This window comes from Nonomuraea sp. NPDC004702 (genome assembly GCF_053601695.1).
In genome coordinates this window covers 393,177-408,442 of sequence record NZ_JBSGCE010000001.1, presented here as the reverse complement: position 1 = coordinate 408,442, position 15,266 = coordinate 393,177, and the positions used below count along the sequence as shown (strand labels likewise).

8 protein-coding genes are annotated in these 15,266 nt (G+C 71.3%); 1 reads left to right on the top strand and 7 read right to left on the bottom strand.

What is annotated here, in order from left to right; all coding sequences use genetic code 11:
- Window positions 1–48: 48 nt before the first annotated feature.
- The 4 genes from ACWEJ6_RS01935 to ACWEJ6_RS01920 form a co-directional block, all read right to left on the bottom strand.
- Window positions 49–1,428: a S8 family peptidase gene (locus tag ACWEJ6_RS01935; protein ID WP_452420601.1), complete on the bottom strand. Its 1,380-nt coding sequence runs from the start codon at window positions 1,426–1,428 to the stop codon at window positions 49–51.
- Between the two features lie 163 nt (window positions 1,429–1,591).
- Window positions 1,592–3,481, bottom strand: coding sequence for a S8 family peptidase (locus ACWEJ6_RS01930; RefSeq protein ID WP_452420598.1), 1,890 nt, complete (start codon window positions 3,479–3,481; stop codon window positions 1,592–1,594).
- Between the two features lie 97 nt (window positions 3,482–3,578).
- Window positions 3,579–5,774, bottom strand: coding sequence for a 1,4-alpha-glucan branching protein GlgB (gene glgB / locus ACWEJ6_RS01925; RefSeq protein ID WP_452420596.1), 2,196 nt, complete (start codon window positions 5,772–5,774; stop codon window positions 3,579–3,581).
- A gap of 169 nt (window positions 5,775–5,943) precedes the next feature.
- Window positions 5,944–9,051: a BTAD domain-containing putative transcriptional regulator gene (locus ACWEJ6_RS01920; protein WP_452420595.1), complete on the bottom strand. Its 3,108-nt coding sequence runs from the start codon at window positions 9,049–9,051 to the stop codon at window positions 5,944–5,946.
- Between the two features lie 74 nt (window positions 9,052–9,125).
- Between ACWEJ6_RS01920 and ACWEJ6_RS01915 the strand changes: the two genes are divergently transcribed.
- Complete coding sequence (locus tag ACWEJ6_RS01915; protein WP_387671137.1) at window positions 9,126–9,980, top strand: NAD(P)-dependent oxidoreductase; 855 nt, start codon at window positions 9,126–9,128, stop codon at window positions 9,978–9,980.
- Between the two features lie 31 nt (window positions 9,981–10,011).
- On the opposite strand, the gene ACWEJ6_RS01910 is transcribed toward ACWEJ6_RS01915, so the two are convergent.
- From ACWEJ6_RS01910 to ACWEJ6_RS01900, 3 genes are all read right to left on the bottom strand, one after another.
- The gene (locus ACWEJ6_RS01910) at window positions 10,012–11,343 is read right to left on the bottom strand and encodes a maltokinase N-terminal cap-like domain-containing protein (protein WP_452420593.1); all 1,332 of its coding nucleotides are present in this window, start codon (window positions 11,341–11,343) and stop codon (window positions 10,012–10,014) included.
- 3 nt (window positions 11,344–11,346) lie between these two features.
- Complete coding sequence (treS, locus tag ACWEJ6_RS01905) at window positions 11,347–13,047, bottom strand: maltose alpha-D-glucosyltransferase (protein WP_352322061.1); 1,701 nt, start codon at window positions 13,045–13,047, stop codon at window positions 11,347–11,349.
- A 71-nt stretch (window positions 13,048–13,118) separates the two neighbouring features.
- Complete coding sequence (locus ACWEJ6_RS01900; RefSeq protein ID WP_452420590.1) at window positions 13,119–15,221, bottom strand: alpha-1,4-glucan--maltose-1-phosphate maltosyltransferase; 2,103 nt, start codon at window positions 15,219–15,221, stop codon at window positions 13,119–13,121.
- Between the last annotated feature and the right edge of the window lie 45 nt (window positions 15,222–15,266).

Below are 15,266 nucleotides of genomic sequence, written 5' to 3'. Positions count from 1 at the left end.
AGCGAAAGGGCCGGATCGTCGGATCCGGCCCTGTCCTGGGTGCTGGTGTCAGGCTTTGGGAGTGCTCGGGGCCGTGGCGCTGAACACGTCGATGCGGGCCGTGCGCGCCTGGGCGCCGCCGGCGGCGTAGCCGATGCTCCGGCCGGTGGCCTGCAACCGCTGCAGGCTCTGCGCCACCGTGAAGTCCGGGTACGCCTGCCGCATCAGCGCGAACGCCCCCGCCACGTGCGGCGCGGCCATCGACGTGCCGCTCTTGTCGGCGTAGCTGTCGTCCGGCACCGACGACCTGATGCCCACGCCCGGCGCGAGCAGGTCGAGCAGCGGGCCCCGGTTGGAGAAGTCGGCCGGCGCGTCCCGGTCGTCGGTGGCGCCCACCGCGACGGCGGAGGAGATGCAGGCGGGCGCCGAGACGCCGTCGGGGAAGCCGTTGTTGCCGGCCGCCACCACGGGCGCGACCCCGAGGGAGAGCAGCGTGTCGAAGTCCGGCTTGAGGCTCGCCGCGCTCGGGTCGGAGTCGCAGTTCTCGCGGTACGGCCCGCCGCCGCCCAGGCTCAGGTTCGCCGCCGCGACGCGCCGGGCCGCGGCCACCCGCGCGACGTACTCCAGCGCCAGCTTCTGGTCGGAGGTGTAGCTGAGGAAACAGGGCGCCTGGGTGCCGATGACCGCGCACGTCATCGCGCTGTCGATGCGGCTGAACACCTGGATCGGCAGGATGCCGGCGGCGGGCGCGACGCCGTCGGAGGGCGCGCCGGTCGTCATCCGGCCCGCGGCGATGCCCGCGACGTGCGTGCCGTGCGAGCAGGCGTTGACGCCGTTCACGACGCACTGGGCGGTCTCGGCGTCCGCGGACCCCGGGCCGGTCTGGCTCGGCTGGTTGTTCGGGCAGAGCGAGACCGAGCCGTCACTGGCGTCGGAGGAGGAGAAGCACGCCTCGTCCACGATCCGGCCGGCGAAGAACGGGTGGTCGCGGTCGATGCCCGTGTCCAGGATCGCCACCGTGAAGCCCCTGCCCGTCCAGCCGGCCGCGTTGGCCCGGTCGGAGCCGATGATCCGGGTGCTCCTGTCCAGGACGGCCGGGCGCAGCTCGTCCTTGTAGACGGCCTGGACGCGGTCGTCCTTCCTGAGCTGGGCCAGCGTCTTGCCGTCCAGCTCGGCGACGAAGAAGTGGGGCGACTGCGCCGCCTCCAGCACCCGGCTGCCCTCGGAGGCCTGTTCGAGATCCTTGGCCACGGCCTGCACGTTCTGCCCCGGCTTGAGCTGGATGATCGACCGGACCTTGCTCTTGGCCTGGACCTCCGCGACGAGGGCGGGGCTGATGACCGGGTCGCCGGTGTCACGCGCGTCGGCGCTCAGCGCTGGCGCCGCGCAGAGCACGGCGGATGTCGTGGCCAGCGCGGCAGCGCAGGCGAGCAGGGACCGTAGCCTCACTTAGTCCTCCGAGGGTCAGACCGTCCGGTGTGAGGTGTCCATCCCCGGGTGTGACAAGTGTGATGTCGGTGGCCTATGTGAAAGCAGTGAAAGCTGAGCGGCTTTTTGCCATGCGGGGAGGAAGACGGAAGGGCCGGCCGGCCCTTCCGTCGGTGAAGCCGACTCAGAGCGACTTGAGCACGTTCTTCGTCGCCTTCCTCAGCGCCGCCTTCGACGCCGCGCCGCTCAGCCGCACCTTCTCGGCGGCGGTCAGCACGGTGGTGCCGTTCCTGCCGTGCGCCCAGTTGAGCCAGGCCGTCAGCAGCGCGCTGTCCAGCTTGTCGCGGGACGTCTTCGTGCCCTTCAGCACCCGGTACGCCTTGCCCAGCGACGACGCCTTGGTCAGCTCGGGGAACACCTTGCTGGCCTTGCCGATCAGCTTCAGGTAGCAGTTCAGCGTGTTGTCGGGGATCGTCCCGCTGCTGCGGTGGATCTCCACGGCCCACTTGCCGGCCGTCATCCTGGCGGCGGCCGTGCCGCGCGTGCAGACGGCGGCGGCCGACGGGGCGGGGGTCGGCGTGACGGTCACCGTCACCGTGACCGTGGGCAGCGGGACCGGCGTGACCGAGGACGTCGGGCCCGGCGCGGGCTGCCCGTCGTCGGGGTCGGGCTGGGGCGTCGGGCCGCTGCCATCCGTGGGGCCGGGCCCGGGGTCGTCCGTCGGGCCGGTCGTCGGCGACTGCGTGATCGGCGGCTGGGTGCCGGTGCCGGCCAGGGCGGCGCCCACGTCCAGGCGGGGGGTGGTGACCTGGGCGCCGTTGGCCTCGTACTGGTAGGGCCGGCCCGTGGTCTTCAGCGTGTTGATCAGGTCGGCGACGGGCGTCTGCGGCGCGGCGGCCTTCATCAGCGCCAGCGCGCCGGCGACGTGCGGCGTCGCCATCGAGGTGCCGCTGTGCGTGGCCATCTGGTCGTCCGGCACCGAGGACTGGATGTCCACGCCGGGGGCGAAGAAGTCGACCAGCGAGCCCCGGTTGGAGAAGTCGGCGATGGCGTCGGCGCCGTCGTTCGCGCCGACCGCGACCGCCGAGGAGACGCACGCGGGGTAGGAGGCGCCCTCGAAGAACTCGTTCCCGGCGGCGACCACGGTCGCGATGCCCTTGGCCAGCAGGGCGTCGATCTTCGGCTTGAAGACCGCGCCCTCCTCGGTGGCGTCGCAGTCGGTCTCCGACAACGCGCCGCCCAGGCTCAGGTTCACCGCCGCGACGGGCTGGGTGAGCGTGGCCACGTAGTCCATGGCCAGCCGCAGCGACGACTCGAAGGCCAGCAGGCACGACGACTCGCCCGTGCAGATGTCCTCGTCGTTCACCCGGCTGAACACCTGCACCGCGATGATCCCGGCGCCCGGGGCCACGCCGCCGCTGCCCGCCGCGATGCCGGCGACGTGCGTGCCGTGCTCGCACAGGTTCACGCCGCCGGACAGGCACTTGGCGGTGGTGGCGTCGGCCGCGCCCTCGCCGGTCTGCTGGGGCTGCCCGTTCGGGCACAGCGACTCCACGCCGCTCTCCACGGCCGAGAAGCACGCCTCGCCCACGAGCCTGCCCCCGAAGTACGGGTGGTCGCGGTCGATCCCGGTGTCCAGGACGACGATGTTCTGGCCCGCGCCGGTGAGGTTCTTCTCGTGGGCCTTGTCCGCGCCGATCTGGGTGATGTTGGACCCCACCTCGGCCGGCGCGTACGTCCGGTCGCGGTGGATGGAGGTGACGCGCGGGTCCTCGGCCAGCTTCGCCAGCTCCTCGGCGGTGCCCTCCACCACCATGAACGACTGGCTCTGCGGCTGCAGCAGCACGTCGACGCTCTGGGCCGCCGCCACGCCGGCCACCGGCTCGTGCTGCGCGGCGTCGGTCAGCTCCACGATGGCGCGGGTGGTGTCGCCGTCGAGCGCGAGGCCCTCCTCCAGCTTGCTCTGGGAGGGCGCCGGCGTCGGCGTCGCCGCGGGGTCGTCGGCGAACGCCGGGACGGAGGCCGATGACAGGGCCAGCACGATCGAGCACACGATCAGGGGGCGAAATCGCACGCGTCCTCCGAGGGGGATGATCTCGGAGTTTAGGGCGATTTATCCCGCCAGCACAGAGCCTGGCCCTGTTTCTCACCGAACTTTCAGCGCACGCACCTCAAACGTTCAACGACCCCGCCGGCCCCGCAGACTCCGAAGCCTCCGTCGGCGCCTCCTTGGTCAGCCACACCGCGCCGAGCGGCGGCACCCGCAACGTCGTGGAGAACGGCAGCCCGTGCCACGGCTCGGCCTCGGCCTCGACCCCGCCCATGTTGCCCACGCCGCTGCCCCAGTAGTCGTAGGCGTCGGTGTTGACGACCTCCGCCCAGTGGCCGCCGTAGGGCAGTCCGAGCCGGTAGCTCTCGTGCGCCCCGCCGCTGAAGTTGACCACGCAGGCCGCCGCGGACCCGTCGGCCGCGTACCGGACGAACGAGAACGTGTTCCCCGACGCGTCGTCGGCGTCGATCCAGCGGAACCCCTCCGGCCTGGCGTCCTGCTCCCACAGCGCCGGGGTCTCCTTGTAGAGCCTGTTGAGGTCGCGGACGAGCCGCTGCACGCCCTTGTGCCCGTCGAACTCCAGCACCCACCAGTCGAGCCCGCGCTCCTCCGACCACTCCGAGCCCTGGCCGAACTCGCCGCCCATGAACAGCAACTGCTTGCCCGGATGCGCCCACATGAACGCCAGCAACGCCCTGAGCTGGGCGAACCGCTGCCATTCGTCCCCCGGCATCTTGCCGAGCAGCGAGCCCTTGCCGTGCACCACCTCGTCATGGGACAGCGGCAGCACGTAGTTCTCGGAATAGGCGTAGATGAGGGAGAACGTCATCTGATGGTGGTGGTACTGGCGGAAGATCGGCTCGCGGCGCAGGTATTCGAGCGTGTCGTGCATCCAGCCCATGTTCCACTTGAACCCGAAGCCGAGCCCGCCCAGGTGCACCGGCCGCGAGACGCCCGGCCAGGCCGTCGACTCCTCGGCGACGGTCGAGATGCCCGGAGCCTCCCGGTAGCAGACGGAGTTCATCTCCTTGAGGAACTCGACCGCGTCGAGGTTCTCCCGGCCGCCGTAGACGTTGGGGGTCCACTCGCCCTCGCGGCGCGAGTAGTCGAGGTAGAGCATCGAGGCGACCGCGTCCACGCGCAGGCCGTCCACGTGGAACTCCTTCAGCCAGTAGAGGGCGTTCGCGACCAGGAAGTTCTTGACCTCCCTGCGGCCGAAGTCGAAGACGTAGGTGCCCCAGTCGGGGTGCTCGCCCCTGGCCGGGTCGGCGTGCTCGTACAGGGGGGTGCCGTCGAAGCGGGCCAGGGCCCACTCGTCCATGGGGAAGTGCGCCGGCACCCAGTCCAGCAGCACGCCGATGCCGCGCTGGTGCATGCGGTCCACGAAGTGCCGGAACTCGTCGGGCGTGCCGAACCGGGCCGTCGGCGCGTAGTAGGAGGTCACCTGGTAGCCCCACGAGCCGCCGAACGGGTGCTCGGCCACCGGCAGCAGCTCGACGTGCGTGAACCCCATGTCGGCCGCGTACTCGGAGAGCTGGTCGGCCAGCTCCAGGTAGGACAGCCCCGGCCGCCACGAGCCCAGGTGCACCTCGTAGACGCTCATCGGCCCGAGCTGCGCCGGCCGCTCGCGCCGCGCGGCCATCCAGTCGTCGTCGGCCCAGGTGTAGGCGGACTCGTCGATCACGGACGCGGTCATCGGGGGCACCTCGGTGCGCCGGGCCATGGGGTCGGCCTTGTCGCGCCAGAGCCCGTCGGCGCCGAGGATCTGGAACTTGTACCGCTCACCGGCCTCCAGCCCCGGGACGAACAGCTCCCACACGCCCGACCGGCCGAGCGAGCGCATCGGGTAGGCGGTGCCGTCCCAGTGGTTGAAGTCGCCGACGACCCTGATGCCGCGCGCGTTCGGCGCCCAGACGGCGAACGCGGTGCCCCGGACGTCCTGGTGCTCCATCACGCGGGCGCCCAGGACCTCCCACAGCCGCTCGTGCCGCCCCTCGCCGATGAGGTGCAGGTCCACCTCGCCCAGCGTGGGCCAATGCCGGTACGGGTCCTTGACCTCGTACGGCTCCCCACCGGCGTACCGGACGCGCAGGGTGTAGTCGGGCACCTTGTCCAGCCCGGCGACCGTGGCCTCGAACACGCCGTGGGCCTGGTGTCTCATGTCGTGGGCCGTGCCGTCGTCGAGCACCACCTGCACCCGCTCGGCCAGCGGGCGCAGCGCGCGGAACACCACGCCGCCCGGGACCGGGTGTGCTCCGAGCACGGAGTGCGGATCGTGGTGCGCCCCGCCAGCGAGGCGGTCGAGCTCTGTCCTCATGGGCATGCTCCCAACCCTGCCTTATGATGACCGTCCATCTCAGGCACTGCCCGCTTTCACGGCGACAATCACCGAATGTGCAAAATCCCGGGATGATCGCAGAAGTATGCGGGATCATCATGGATGATCCTTGGCCGTGTCGTGGCCGGATCCGCCCTGTACAAGGCGATCAGGCGCCCGATGTGTCCGGCAGCAGGTCGTCCACCGGCATGCCGGCCCCCTCGGCCAGGCCGGCCGCCAGTCCCGCCGCCCCCAGCCCCGCCGTCACGGCCGCCGTGATCCGGTCCACGTCCCCTCGCTCGCCCGCCGGCAGCGGCGCGCCGACGGACGCCCTGAGGGCGGCGGCCTTCCCGAGCAGCCGCGCCGCCTCCGCGTGTCGGCCGCCGAGCGCCCGCGCCCCCGCCAGCCCCTCCAGCCCGAGCGCGGTCGCGCGCGGGTCGCCCACGTTGCGGGCGGCGGCCAGCCCGCGAAGCTGGAACTCCAGCGCGCCCGCCGCGTCCCCGCGCAGCTCGGCCACGAACCCCAGCTCCGCCAGGATCAGCGCCGCGCCCGGCTCGCCGGAGACGTCCAGCACCCAGTCCAGCCAGCTCAGCAGCAGCCGCTCGGCCTCGTCGAGCCGTCCCTGGCGGCGCGCGCCGAGCGCCAGCCCGATCTCGGCGAACTCCTCGGCCGGACGGTTCGACTGCGACACCGCCAGCCGCCTGGCCCGCTCGTGGTGGTCGTCGGCCGCCGCGTGGTCGCCCCGCAGCATGGCGATCCGGCCCAGGCGGGACAGCGCGTCGGAGACCGAGCTCCACAGGCCCAGCTCCTCGGCCATGCGCAGGCCCTCCGCGCGCAGCTCCGCGGCGCGGTCGTAGTCGCCGATGATCTCGGCGTGGCTGCCCAGGCACTCCGCCGCCCGCAGCTCGCCCCAGCGGTCGCCGGTCCGCCGGAACAGCGCCAGGCCGCGCTCGCCGTCGCGCCGCATGCCCGCCAGATCGCCGCGCATCCCCGCCCATCTGGCCCGGACGGTCAGGGTGGCGGCCATGCCCCACTCGTCGTCCAGTTCGGCGAACTCCGACAATGCCGTCTCGATCATTCCGGCGCTGATCGACAGATCGTCGTACCCGAACAGGGCGAAGCCGACGAACCATCGCGCCCTGGCCCGCTCCCGGGCGTCCTCGACCGCTGTGAACAGTTCCGTCACGTCAGGGTCCGGCGGCTGGCCCACCAGCAGCCGCAGGCCCGCCAGCCACGCCCTGGCCTGGGGGGCGCCCGGATCGTCGTCCGCCGCGATCGACAGCGCCGCCTCCAGCGCCCGCTTGCCCTCGCCCAGCCGGCCGCGCAGCACCCAGTACCAGGCCAGGGCGTTCACCAGCCGCAGCGCCTCGGCCGCCGCGCCGAGCCGCACCGCCGTCTCCAGCGCCGCGCGCAGGTTGCCGCCCTCGGCGTCGAGCCGGGCGAGCGCGCGCCGCTGCCCGTGCCCCCGCAGGTACGGCTCCGCCCGCTCGGCCAGGTCCGTGTAGTGGCGCACGTGCCGGAGCCGCACCTCCGCCGGCTCGCCGGCCGCCTCCAGCCGCTCCACGCAGTACGCCGCCACCGACTCCAGCAGCCGGAACCGCGGCTCCCCGTCACCCCACGCCCGCACCACCAGCGAGCGGTCCACCAGCCTGGCCACCGCGTCCAGGACGTCCACGCCCGGCTCGGCGCAGACCTCCTCGGCCGCCTCCAGCGTGCACCCGTCGGCGTGCACCGCCAGCCGCCGCAGCACGACGCGCTCGTCCTCGCCCAGCAGCTCCCAGCTCCAGTCGATCACCGCGCGCAACGTCTGCTGCCGGGCGGGCGCGCCGCGCCGGCCGGAGGCGAGCACCCGGAACCGGTCGTCCAGCCGTTCGGCGAGCTGGCGCGGGGTGAGCGTGCGCATCCGGGTCGCGGCCAGCTCCAGGGCCAGCGGGATGCCGTCCAGGCGGGCGCAGATCTCGGCGACGTCGGCGTCCGGCTCGATGCCCGCGCGCGCGGCGAACAGCTCCGCCGCCGCTTGGGGTCCCAGGGGCGGCACGCTCCACAGCGCCTCGCCCTCGACGCGCAGCGACTCCTGGCTGGTGGCCAGGACGCGCAGCCCGGGCGCGGCCCGCAGCAGCCGTCCGGCCAGCGCGGCGACCTGCTCGACGACGTGTTCGCAGTTGTCCAGGACGAGCAGCGTCCGGGTGCCCTCCAGGACGTCGGCCAGCCGGGCGGTCAGGTCCTGCGCCGCGCCGCCCACGTCGTCGCGCAGGCCGAGCACCGCCGCGACCGCCTCGGCCACCTCGACCGCCGGCGCCCCGGCGCGCAGCCCCGCCAGCTCCACCAGCCACACCCCGCCGCCGAAGCCGGGCGGACCGGGGGAGTCGGCCGCGGCGAGCGCGAGGCGGGTCTTGCCGACGCCGCCGGGTCCCGTCAGCGTGACCAGCCGGTTCGCGCGCAGCAGGGCGCGCACCTCCGCCACCGCCTCCTCCCGGCCCACGAGGCCGGTGAGCGGCGCGGGCAGGTTCGTCCGCCGCCGCTCCGGCCCGTCGAGCGCCGGGTCCTGCTCAAGGATCGCCTGGTGCAGCGCGACCAGCTCGGGACCGGGGTCGAGCCCGAGCTCGTCGGCCAGCCGCGTCCGCAGGTCGGCGTAGCTGGCCAGCGCCTCGCCCTGCCGCCCGGCCCGGTACAGGGCCCGTACGTGCGCGGCCCGCAGCCGCTCGCGGAACGGGTGCTCGGCCACCAGGTCGGCCAGCTCGGCCGCCAGCAGCCCGTGCTCGCCCAGCCCGAGCCGCGCCTCGGCCAGCTCCTCCACGGCCACCAGCCGCTGCTCGTCGAGCCTGGCCACGGCCGCCCTGGCGAACTCCTTGTCGGCGAACTCCGCGAAGGCGGCCCCCCGCCACAGGTCGAGCGCCTGCCGCAGCAGCCCGGCGCGGGTCCGCGGGTCGGCGCTGCGCTGCGCCTGCCCGACGAGGACGGCGAACCGTCCGGCGTCCACGTCCTCGGGCTCGACCCGCAGCACGTACCCCGGCGCCCGGTACGCCACCAGCTCCCGGTCGCCCAGCACCCGGCGCAGCTGCGACACCTTCACCCGGAGCGCGGCCAGGGCGTTCGCCGGCGGCCTGCCGCCCCACAGGTCCTCGATCAGCCGGTCGGCGGAGACCGGCCGCCCGGCGTGGATCAGCAGGTCGGCCAGCAGCGCCCGGACCTTGACCTCCAGCACCTGGACGGGCTCGCCGCCGGGCCCCCACACGGCGAGCGCCCCCAGCACCCCGAACCGCACTCCACCCCCCATAAGCAACTCCGAATCAGACCATAACCCCCTGCGGGCAGGGTGAAGACATCCGTCAGAACCTAAGGAATCCCGAAATGTCAGAAGAAATTTCCATCATCGGTCTCGGCCTCATGGGCGCGGCGCTCGCCGGCAGCCTGCTGGACGCCGGACACCGCGTCACCGTGTGGAACCGTTCGGCGGACAAGGCCGAGCCCCTGGTCGCCAGGGGCGCCACCCGCGCCGGGACGGTGGCGGAGGCGGTCGCGGCCAGCCCGCTGGTGATCGTCTGCGTGCTCGACTACCCGGCCGTGTACGAGCTGCTGGCCGACGTCCCGCTGACGGGCCGCGTCGTGGCGAACCTGACCACGGGCCGGCCCGCCGAGGCCCGCGAGGCGGCTGAATGGGTGGCCGCCCGCGGCGGCGACTACGTGGACGGCGGCATCATGGCCGTGCCCCAGATGATCGGCCGGCCCGGCGCGCTCGTGCTCTACAGCGGTTCGCAGGCGGCCTTCGAGCGCTTCGAGGACGCGTTCCGCGCGATGGCCGAGCCGCGTTTCGTCGGCTCCGACCCCGGGATGGCCCCGCTCCTCGACCTGGCCATGCTCACCGGCATGTACGGCCAGATCGCCGGCTTCCTGGAGGCGGCCGCGCTCGTCGACTCGGCCGGCTACTCGTTGACCGACTTCACCAGCACCCTCCTGGTCCCGTGGCTCAACGCGATGGCCGCCCTGCAACCGGAGTGGGTCAAGTCCGTCGAGTCGCGCGACTACACGACCTCGGTGTCGAACCTGGAGATCAACAGGTCCGGCCTGGAGAACCTGGTGCGCGCCTTCCGGGAGCAGCAGGTCAAGCCCGACCTCCTGCTGCCGCTGAAGGCGATCATCGACCAGCGCGTCGCCCGCGGCCACGGCGCCGAGGGCCTGCCCGGCCTGGTCGAAGAGCTGCGCTGACTCTCGGGCCGCCCGCGGCGGGGTCCGCCGGTCAGGCGGGGCGGGGGTGGAAGGCGGCCAGCGGGATGGAGACCCACGACGGGCGGTTGCGGGCCTCGTAGACCACCTCGTACACCGCCTTGGACAGCTCGAACGCCCGCAGCAGCGCCGCGTCCCCGACCGTGATCATGCCGCCGCCCTCGCGGTAGCCGTCCAGGAAGGCGGTGCGGTTGCGGTCGGCCCAGGCCTCGGCCCGGGGCTGGAGCTCGGCGGCCTGCGGGTGGTCGGCCAGCAGGTGCCTGGCCGCGTAGTCGAACGAGCGCAGCATCCCGGCCACGTCCCGCAGCGGCGACGACAGCGCCCGGCGCTCGGCCAGCGGTTGCCCCGGCTCGCCCTCGAAGTCGAGCACCACCCAGTCGGTGGGCGTGCGCATCACCTGGCCCAGGTGGTAATCCCCGTGAACACGCTGCACGGGCACTTCCCTGGTGAGCAGTTCCACCTGGTGGTAGGCGTCCTCCAGGGCCGCCACGTGCCGCCGCAGCTCGGGCACCTCGGCCATGGCCCGTCCGAGCTGTCGCCGGAACCCCTCGGCCATGCGTTTGACCTCGGGAATCTCGACCAGGTCCGTGGGGAACGCCGCGGCCAGCTCCTGGTGGACGCGGGCGGTGGCGATGCCCAGCCGTACGGACTCGGCCGCGAAGTCGCCGCCCGCCTCGGCGGCGGTGACCCCCGGCAGCGAGGCGTACAGGTCGCGGACGCTGGTCAAGGCGAGGTCCCAGCCGTCGTTGGCGTTGGACAGGTACTCCTGCATGAAGGCGAGCGTGGTGTCCGTGCCGTCCACGTCGGCCTCGATCCACCCGTACGGCTGGGCGATGTTCGGCGCGCTCCGGACGGCCAGGGCGCTGATGATCTCCAGCTCCGGATTGACGCCAGGGACGAGCCGGCGGAACAGCTTGCAGATGTAGGAGTCGCCGTACACGAGCGAGGTGTTCGACTGCTCGGCCCCCAGCACCAGGCTGCGCTGGGAGGTGTCGATGACGACGCCGGGCGCGTGCCGCATGCGCAGCCCGCTGCGGGTCTCGTCGCCCGCCATGCCCTCCAGCAGCCAGCTCATGGCGTCGGCGTCATGGACGGCGTCATAGAAGTAGGCGTCGCCGAGGCTGCCGACGAGGGCGTGGTTGAGCCGGTCGGGCAGGTCGTGCCGCTCGCCCAGGAAGATCTGGTACCGGTCCCGCGCGCCTTCCTGCCAGACGGCCACGATCAGGTGCCGGAGCCCTGGCCTCAGCAGGACGTCCGACTCGATCGACAGATCGTCGATCGGGCGCCCCTTGCCGCCGAACCATCGTTGGCGGCCGATCCATGCGGCAAGGAGCTCCTCTATCACGCCCTACTCCTCCTGGGTGTGTGCCGGTGGGAGTGTGAACCAATAGAACCCATGCCCGGGAAGCGTCAAAAGATACGGTAGTTCGCCAATTGCCGGGAATGGGACCCCTCCCATGGTTTCCACGGGGGAGACGCCGACGAATCTGCGCAGGTCAAGCTCGACCGGTTGCGGGAAGCGCGACAGGTTGTTGACGCACAACATCCGGTCGTCGCCCAGCTCCCGGACGAACGCGAGCACGCTGGGGTTGGAGGAGTTGAGCTCGGCGAACTCGCCGAGCCCGAAGACGGGGTGACGTTTGCGGATCTCGATCATCCGCTTGGTCCAGTGGAGCAGCGAGCCCGCGTTCTTCTGGTGGGCCTCGACGTTGATCGCCTGGTAGCCGTAGATCGGGTCCATGATCACGGGCAGGTAGAGCCGCCCGGGGTCGCAGTCGGAGAACCCGGCGTTGCGGTCGGGGTCCCACTGCATCGGGGTACGGACGCCGTCGCGGTCGCCGAGCCAGATGTTGTCGCCCATGCCGATCTCGTCGCCGTAGTAGAGCACGGGAGAGCCCGGCAGCGACAGGAGCAGCGCGGTGAACAGCTCGATCTGGTTGCGGTCGTTCTCCAGCAGGGGAGCCAGCCGCCGGCGGATGCCGACATTCGCCCGCATACGCGGATCTTTGGCGTACTCCGTGTACATGTAGTCGCGTTCTTCGTCGGTCACCATTTCGAGCGTCAGCTCATCATGGTTCCGCAGGAAAATCCCCCACTGGCAATGTTCCGGAATTTTCGGCGTTTGTGCCAAAATTTCGGAAATTGGGTAGCGGGACTCTCGGCGGACCGCCATGAAAATGCGGGGCATGAGCGGGAAATGGAAGGCCATGTGGCATTCGTCCCCGCCGCCTACCGGATCGCCGAAATATTCCACCACGTCCGAAGGCCACTGATTCGCCTCGGCGAGCAGCACCCGGTCCGGGAAGAGCCGGTCGACCTCGCGCCTGATGCTCTTGAGGTATTCGTGCGTCCTGGGCAGGTTCTCGCAGTTGGTCCCCTCCTCCTCGAAGAGGTAGGGCACCGCGTCCAGGCGGAAGCCGTCGATGCCGAGGTCCAGCCAGAACCGCAGCACCTCCAGCATGGCCTCCTGCACGTCCGGGTTCTCGTAGTTGAGGTCGGGCTGGTGGTGGAAGAAGCGGTGCCAGTAGTACTGGCCGCGCACCGGGTCGTAGGTCCAGTTGGACGTCTCGGTGTCGATGAAGATGATCCGGGCGTCCTGGTACTTCTCATCGGTGTCCGACCAGACGTAGAAGTCGCCGAACGGGCCTTCCGGGTCGTGCCTGGAGGCCTGGAACCAGGGATGGGCGTCGCTGGTGTGGTTCATGACGAGGTCGGCGATCACCCGCATGCCGCGTTTGTGCGCCTCGTCGACCAGCTTCACGAAGTCTCCCAGATCCCCGAACTCGGGCAGGATCTTCATGAAGTCGGCGATGTCGTAGCCGCCGTCACGCAGCGGCGACTCGTACAGGGGCAGCAGCCAGAGGCAGTCGACGCCCAGCCACTGCAGGTAGTCGAGCTTGCTGATCAGGCCTTTGATGTCCCCGGTCCCGTCGCCGTTGGAGTCGGCGAATCCCCTGATCAGAACCTCGTAGAAGACGGCGCGCTTGTACCAGTAAGGATCGCGCGGCTTCTCCTCGTCGAAGGTGTTGGGAATGGGTGTGGAGCTCATGGGCTCCCCCAGAGGGGGCTCATGAGGAGGGCGCTTTCACACACGTTGAAGACTCCCCGCTGAATTCTGTTCTACCGTGGCGCGGCTCGTACGGTGAGAATGTGGGCAGGCTGGATGTGAGGGTCGAGACGCACATAGTTGCTCTGCCTCCAGCGGTAGGACTCGCCCGACAGCTCGTCGTCCACGACGAACTCGGCGTTCCAGTCGAGACCGATGGCGGGCAGGTCGAGATCTACCGTCGCCTCGTGGGTGTGGTGAGGATCCAGATTGACAACCGCCAGAACGACGTCGCCCAGCCCGTGCCTTCGTGTGGCCGTGTCATAGGCGCCCGGAAGCCGTTTGGAGAAGCAGACGATGTCCGGATGGTCGACCCTGTGGAACCGTAGGTTACGCAATTCCTGCAGCGCCGGATGCGCTCTTCGGAACAAATTCAGATGGGTGATGAGCGGGGCGAGGGTCCTTCCTTCGCGTTCGGCTGCCGCCCAGTCGCGTGGCTTGTACTGATATTTCTCACTATCAAGGTATTCCTCACTACCTGGGCGCACCGGAACGTTCTCGGCGAGCTCGTACCCGGAGTACACCCCCCAGGTCGGCGACGTGAGAGCGGCCAGCACGGCCCTGATCCGGAACGCCGGCACGCCGCCGTGCTGCAGGTACTCGTGCAGGATGTCCGGGGTGTTGACGAACAGGTTCGGCCGCAGGAACACGGACGTCTCGTGCGCGAGCTCGGAGAGGTAGGTCTCCACGTCGAACTTGGAGTTCTTCCACGTGTAATACGTGTACGACTGGTGGAACCCGGCCTTGGCGAGCGTCTGGAGCATCGCGGGCCGGGTGAACGCCTCGGCCAGGAACACCACGTCCGGGTCGGTCGCGTGGATGTCGGCCAGCAGGCGCTCCCAGAACGCCACCGGCTTGGTGTGCGGGTTGTCCACCCGGAAGATCCGCACGCCGTGGTCCATCCAGTGCCGCAGCACCCGCCGGACCTCGGCGAAGATGCCCTCGGGGTCCCTGTCGAAGTTGATCGGGTAGATGTCCTGGTACTTCTTCGGCGGGTTCTCGGCGTAGGCGATCGTGCCGTCCGCCCGGATGGTGAACCACTCCGGGTGCTCCTTGACCCACGGGTGGTCGGGGGAGCACTGCAGGGCGAAGTCGAGCGCGACCTCCATGCCCAGGGCGCGGGTGCGGCTGACGAACTCGTCGAAGTCCTCAAGGGTGCCCAGATCGGGATGGACGGCGTCGTGGCCGCCGTCCTCCGAGCCGATGGCCCACGGCGAGCCGGGCTCGTCGGGCTCCGGGCTCAGCGTGTTGTTGCGGCCCTTGCGGAAGGTCTGGCCGATGGGATGGATCGGCGGCAGGTAGACGACGTCGAAGCCCATCTTGGCGATGGCGGGCAGCCGCTTGGCCGCGGTCTCGAAGGTGCCCGACCTGGAGACGCCGGACTCGGTGACGACCGCGCCCTCGGACCTGGGGAAGAACTCGTACCAGGAGCCGTAGAGCGCCCTGCGCCGGTCGACCCTGACCTTGTACGGCTTGGCCCTGGTCACCAGCTCGCGGAACGGATGCGCCGCCAGCAGCGCGGCCGTCTCGGGGAGCTGGGCGATGGACAGCCGGGCGCGCGGGTCGAGATCCTCGTCCCGCAGCGTGGCCGACACCGACAGCAGCGCCGCCCGGTGCCCGCACGCGCTGTCGCCGTTGCCGTTGCCCTTGCTGTTGCCCATGCCGTTCCTGGGGTGCCCGTTGCCGGGGCCGCCCTGGCCGCCGGGCGCGGGGCACTCGGCCGTGCGGACGGCCTTGGCGGCCCGCTCGAACAGCCGGGCCCCCTCCTCGCACATGAGGTCGGTGTCGAGCCCACGCGGGATCTTGATCTCGGCGTCGTGCAGCCAGGTCGCGATCGGATCGCTCCACGCCTCCACGCGGAACATCCAGTCGCCCTCGGCCGGCAGGCACACGTCGACGCCCCAGCGGTCGGTGCCGGGGGCCAGCTCGCGCATGGGTTTCAGGCGGCCACGCTGTCCGTCGGGCGAGGTGAGCACCACGCCCGCGGCCACGGCGTCGTGGCCCTCTCGGAAGACGGTCGCCGAGACCTGGAAGGTCTCGCCGGCGACCGCCTTGGCGGGCCACTGCCCGCAGTCGACGACGGGGGAGATGTCCGTGATGGGAATTCGTCCGATCATCGCATTCGCAGGGTTTGCGACGGCGCGCTCGGCGCCGCCGGAGGC